Source organism: Pontibacterium sp. (genome assembly GCF_041587635.1).
Lineage (GTDB): Bacteria > Pseudomonadota > Gammaproteobacteria > Pseudomonadales > Balneatricaceae > Pontibacterium.
Map to the genome: position 1 here is coordinate 1 of NZ_JBFGYC010000321.1, position 4,704 is coordinate 4,704.

The 4,704-nt window shown below is 49.6% G+C and carries 5 protein-coding genes; 3 read left to right on the forward strand and 2 right to left on the reverse strand.

The genetic code is table 11. The features are described 5' to 3' along the window. Together ABYW01_RS14525 and pdxB are read right to left on the reverse strand one after the other, a co-directional pair. Nucleotides 1-206: flagellar brake domain-containing protein (locus ABYW01_RS14525; RefSeq protein WP_372833937.1), on the reverse strand; the 206-nt coding region annotated here is incomplete at its 3' end. 45 nt (nucleotides 207-251) lie between these two features. Next, nucleotides 252-1,403, reverse strand: coding sequence for a 4-phosphoerythronate dehydrogenase PdxB (pdxB, locus tag ABYW01_RS14530; RefSeq protein ID WP_372833940.1), 1,152 nt, complete (start codon nucleotides 1,401-1,403; stop codon nucleotides 252-254). A 129-nt stretch (nucleotides 1,404-1,532) separates the two neighbouring features. Here pdxB and ABYW01_RS14535 point away from each other — a divergent pair, with 129 nt between their 5' ends. From ABYW01_RS14535 to trpB, 3 genes are all read left to right on the forward strand, one after another. Further along, on the forward strand, nucleotides 1,533-1,781 hold the full coding sequence (locus ABYW01_RS14535) for a hypothetical protein (protein ID WP_372833942.1): 249 nt from the start codon (nucleotides 1,533-1,535) through the stop codon (nucleotides 1,779-1,781). A 104-nt stretch (nucleotides 1,782-1,885) separates the two neighbouring features. Then, nucleotides 1,886-3,538: a methyl-accepting chemotaxis protein gene (locus ABYW01_RS14540; protein ID WP_372833944.1), complete on the forward strand. Its 1,653-nt coding sequence runs from the start codon at nucleotides 1,886-1,888 to the stop codon at nucleotides 3,536-3,538. A gap of 103 nt (nucleotides 3,539-3,641) precedes the next feature. Then, a partial coding sequence (gene trpB, locus ABYW01_RS14545; protein WP_372833947.1) for a tryptophan synthase subunit beta occupies nucleotides 3,642-4,704 on the forward strand: 1,063 nt, incomplete at its 3' end.

The window sequence follows — 4,704 nt, forward strand, 5'->3', positions numbered from 1 at the left end:
AGGCGCTGGCCTTCTTTGACCATCGGCACACGTCCGCTGGTCGAGACCGCCGTCACCATCAAACTTGCACCCTCTTTAAAACCCAAAAGGCGTGAGCTAATCCGCCCGGTTGGTGAACGTAACTCTAGCTGGATTTTCTCTCCAACCTGAGGTTTCACCTCAGCCAATGCAGGGCTGTCCGGAAGCTTTTTCAGCGCTTCTTTCATCAATGTCAGTCTAATACTCAGAGGGTGAACAAAAGGCTAGCTAGCTTAAGGGATTTTCGAATCTGCTGCGACTTTAAATCCAAGCGCACGCGCTTGCTGTCGAAGGGTTTCGTCCATCTCTCCGGTAACCTGTAAAGAGCTGAATTCCCTTCGCTGTGGATACTGCTTACGCAACCGATCAAATGACAGGGCACGCATTTCGGCCTCTTCATGCAATGTGCGGCCGAGATCACGGTCGTCCCGATACGGGTCGTAGCGTAGACGAATCAGATCCAGTGCCGTTACATCACCATTAACCATGACCTGTTTAATCGCAGGCTCTGGCAGAAAATCTTCCAGGGTTTTTGTCTGTTTTATCCCGAGCGCCTGACAACAGGCTTCATACAACATAAAGGTGCCACGAATTTTACCGTCGTGACTGTAACCTGCGATATGGGGTGTCGCAATCTCGGTGACTGCAGCTAATGCGGGATCAACGACGGGCTCGTGTTCCCAGACATCAAGGATCAGTGTCAGATCATCTCTTAGCTTTTTTAGCGTCAACAAATCAGCATTGTTGATAACCGGCCCACGCCCCGCATTGAGCAAGATCGTGTTCGGTTTCAGCCGTTTCAGCTCAGGCTCAGCTAGCAGATGATAACTGGGGTGATCTCCTTCGCGTGTCAGTGGCGTATGCATACAAACCACATCCGCTTCACTCAACAGCTGATCCAACGCCACAAAACCAGCATCTCCGTTTGCTTCACGCGGTGGATCATTGATCAGTACGTTGTATCCCAAGCCCTGTAAGCGTTTCTGTAAACGCCCGCCGACATTACCCACACCAATAATGCCCCAGGTACGTGCGGCGGGATCAAATCCCTGTGTCTGAGCCAGATGAAAGATCGCACTGAGGACATACTCCACCACTGCATCTGCATTGCAGCCCGGGGCACTGCTGAAAGCGATGCCCTGCTGCTGTAGATACTCGGTATCAATATGATCGGTGCCAATCGTTGCAGTACCGATAAACTTTGGAGATGCCTTCGCCAGTAACGATTCATTCACCTGAGTGACAGAGCGAACCAACAGTAAATCCGCATCACATACATCAGCGGGACTCATGTTTCGCCCTGCTACACGCTTTACATTGCCAAATTCAGAGAATATTTCCTCAACCAATGGCATATTTTCATCCGCTACGATGTTTAACTTCATTTACCCTACCAATTCGCTCAAAAGCGCCTGTAAATGGGCTTTCAGGCTTTACAAATTCACAAGATTCAGGCTCAATGCGCCGACTTATTATTTCCACATTGCTGCAGTTCATTAAACGGTAACACTCAGTTGATCGTACGCTGGCGAAAAGAGCAAGAATATTACATCGTGCGCCTCTATCAGGATCTGATCGGTGACTGGATTGTCACTCAGTGCTGGGGAGATAGTACCTGTAACGACAGCACAGTCACACATACCGTTGCACGTTCATACCAAGCCGGCAGAAATTTACTCAAAGAGATCAATCGCGAACAGAAACAACGCGGTTTTCGTCCGGCTAAACGAGATGAAATTCAACTCGGCTTCGATTTCAACTAAGTTCCATCCAGAAAATACTACTAAAGTCCGAATGGCATTATTTTTTGTGGTGTTATTCTTGCCTCTATGTCCCCCCATAAAAACAATACGCATGGGTTCCATAGATGAACAACACTGTATCCGGCAATTATCTCAAAAGCTTTAGTATTGTCTTTGCACTTGCCGCACTCGCTGCCCTCGCAGCATTTGTAGTGGATGTCCCGGTCTCCGTTACTATACTCATCATCGTTGTCGCTTTTATTAGCTGTGCAATCACTCAGATCGTGATTCATCGTACGGTTGTAGCGCCCTTCCTTAGTCAGACAAACGATGCAGCGGAAGGACGCCGCACCGCTGAAGACAGTTATGCTCTACCTGCCCTGCAATCACTGGTATTGGGATTTCAGCGTGGTCGAACCATCAGCGACCTACTCTCTGCAAAAACAAACTCCAACGCCATTGCGGCTGCCGAAGTATCATTTTCAGCGGATAATCTGCGCGCCAAACTGGATGTTCAGGTACGAGAGATTGCACAGATTGCTGACAACTCTCAGAACATGACTGAAACCGTACAACAATCTGCCGATCAGGCCTCTCGGGCAGCAGAGCTGGCTAAACACGCCAAAGATACCTGTGAGCAGGGACAAACGTCCCTGGAACAAGCACTGCACAAAATTGATCAGTTAAACGAGCAAAGTGGTGAAACGCTTCAGCTGATTGAACAGCTAAACGAAAAATCCAATCAAATCCAGAGCGTCACTAAAGTCATTGAAGAGATCGCTGAGCAAACCAACTTGCTTGCACTGAATGCGGCAATCGAAGCCGCCCGCGCTGGGGATCACGGCCGGGGATTTGCCGTCGTTGCCGACGAGGTACGTCAATTGGCTGCACGTACCGCAGGTGCGACGGGTGAAGTGGAAACCATCGTTGACGAGATACAATTGGAGACACGTCAGGTGGTGTCGCGCATTACAACGCTTTCCGGCAATGTTGAAGACAGTAGCCGCATTATGTCGGAAGTTAGCAATCAGCTCGGGGGCATCTCCTCTCAATCCGCAGCGGTCGAAGAGCAGATTTCGATCATTGCCGGTGGTGCCTCAAACAATCAGGACAATCTGGAGATGATCTCTGCGTCGATTCAAAAGATTCGATCTGAAATCATATCCAGTGATGATGAAGTACGAGTCTTGGCCAACCAGGCGTCATCGCTGATGGAGGTTGCGGAAATTTCAAGCGCTGTACTGGCTGAGCATACCGAAACCAATTTCCATAAGAGCTTCTATGAAGCTGCTCGTCGTTGCGCTGACAAAATTTCCGAAGTTTTTGAAAATGAAATTCGTTCTGGCTCTCTTAGCGAAGCGGACCTGTTTGATCGCGATTATCGGCCCGTTGATGGTACTAATCCGCAGAAATACTCCACCCGTTACGATCAATATACCGATCGTGCTTTACCACCGGTGCAAGAAGCCGCATTGAATGACAACCGCGACCTTGTCTACGCCATTGTGACCGATCCCAACGGTTACGTACCTACCCACAATAATCAGTTTGCCCACCCTCCGACCGGAGACTATAAAACCGACCTCGTCAAAAGCCGCAGTAAACGTCTTTTTAATGACCGCACCGGCGCACGTTGCGGATGCCATACTGAACGTATGCTTCTGCAAACCTATAAGCGCGACACGGGCGAAATCATGCACGACTTATCGGTACCGATCTTCGTCAACGGGCGTCACTGGGGTGGATTCCGCGTTGGATATTGGCCTGCTAAAGACTAAGACCGGCATAAATATTTGATCTGAATGGTTGGCAGGCCCTGCCAACCGCTTTATATTCTTTTTTGCGATACAAAAAGATCAAAAAGATTTACAGCGAGGTAACATGAGTAAGTTCGATTTTGCGGCAATGCCGGATGCCAACGGTTATTTTGGTGAGTACGGTGGCCAGATCATCCCACCTGAACTTAAAGAGATTATGGATGAGATCGACGGTGCCTACGAAGAGATTCGTCAGACCCCTGAATTTCAGGAAGAACTCGACTCGCTGTTCGCTGACTATGTAGGTCGTCCTAGCCCTGTTTATCATGCCAGCCGCTTGAGTGCTCAATTGGGCGGAGCTCAGATCTACCTGAAACGTGAAGATCTGAACCACACCGGCGCACACAAGATTAATCACTGTCTGGGTGAAGCCCTGCTGGCGAAATACATGGGTAAAACCAAAGTAATCGCTGAAACCGGAGCGGGTCAGCACGGTGTCGCGTTGGCAACAGCCTGTGCCTTGGTGGGTATCCCATGTGAAATCCATATGGGTCAGGTAGATATCGAAAAAGAACATCCGAATGTGACTAAGATGAAAATCTTGGGCTGCAAGCTGGTAGCCGTAACCCGCGGTACAGCAACGCTGAAGGATGCCGTCGATAGCGCATTCGAAGAGTATCTGAAAGATCCGGTCAACTACATCTACGCGATTGGTTCTGTGGTAGGCCCACATCCTTTCCCGAAAATGGTACGCGATTTCCAGAGCATTATCGGCACCGAAGCTCGCGAACAGTTCATGACCACGCATGGCAAACTGCCAAACTACATCACCGCCTGTGTGGGTGGTGGCTCAAATGCGATGGGCGCATTCACGGCCTTCCTGGATGACAAAGACGTCAAGCTGGTTGGTGTAGAGCCTGCAGGTAAAGGTCTCGACACCAAAGACCACTCCGCCACGCTAACACTGGGTAAACCAAGCGAACTTCATGGCATGAAGTGTTACGTTTTAGAAACTGAAGACGGAGAACCGATGCCAGTTCACTCCATCGCCTCCGGCCTGGACTATCCGGGTGTAGGTCCACAGCATAGCTACCTGAAAGACTTAGGCCGTGTTGAATATGATTCAGTGACCGATGAAGAGTGCCTGAACGCATTTATGACTCTGTCCCGTGTAGAGGGCATCATTC

What these genes read in the sequence shown, in the direction of transcription:
- ABYW01_RS14540 (WP_372833944.1), top strand. Translation starts at nt 1,886, where the DNA reads ATGAACAACACTGTATCCGGCAATTATCTCAAAAGCTTTAGTATTGTC.
- pdxB (WP_372833940.1), bottom strand. Translation starts at nt 1,403, where the DNA reads ATGAAGTTAAACATCGTAGCGGATGAAAATATGCCATTGGTTGAGGAA.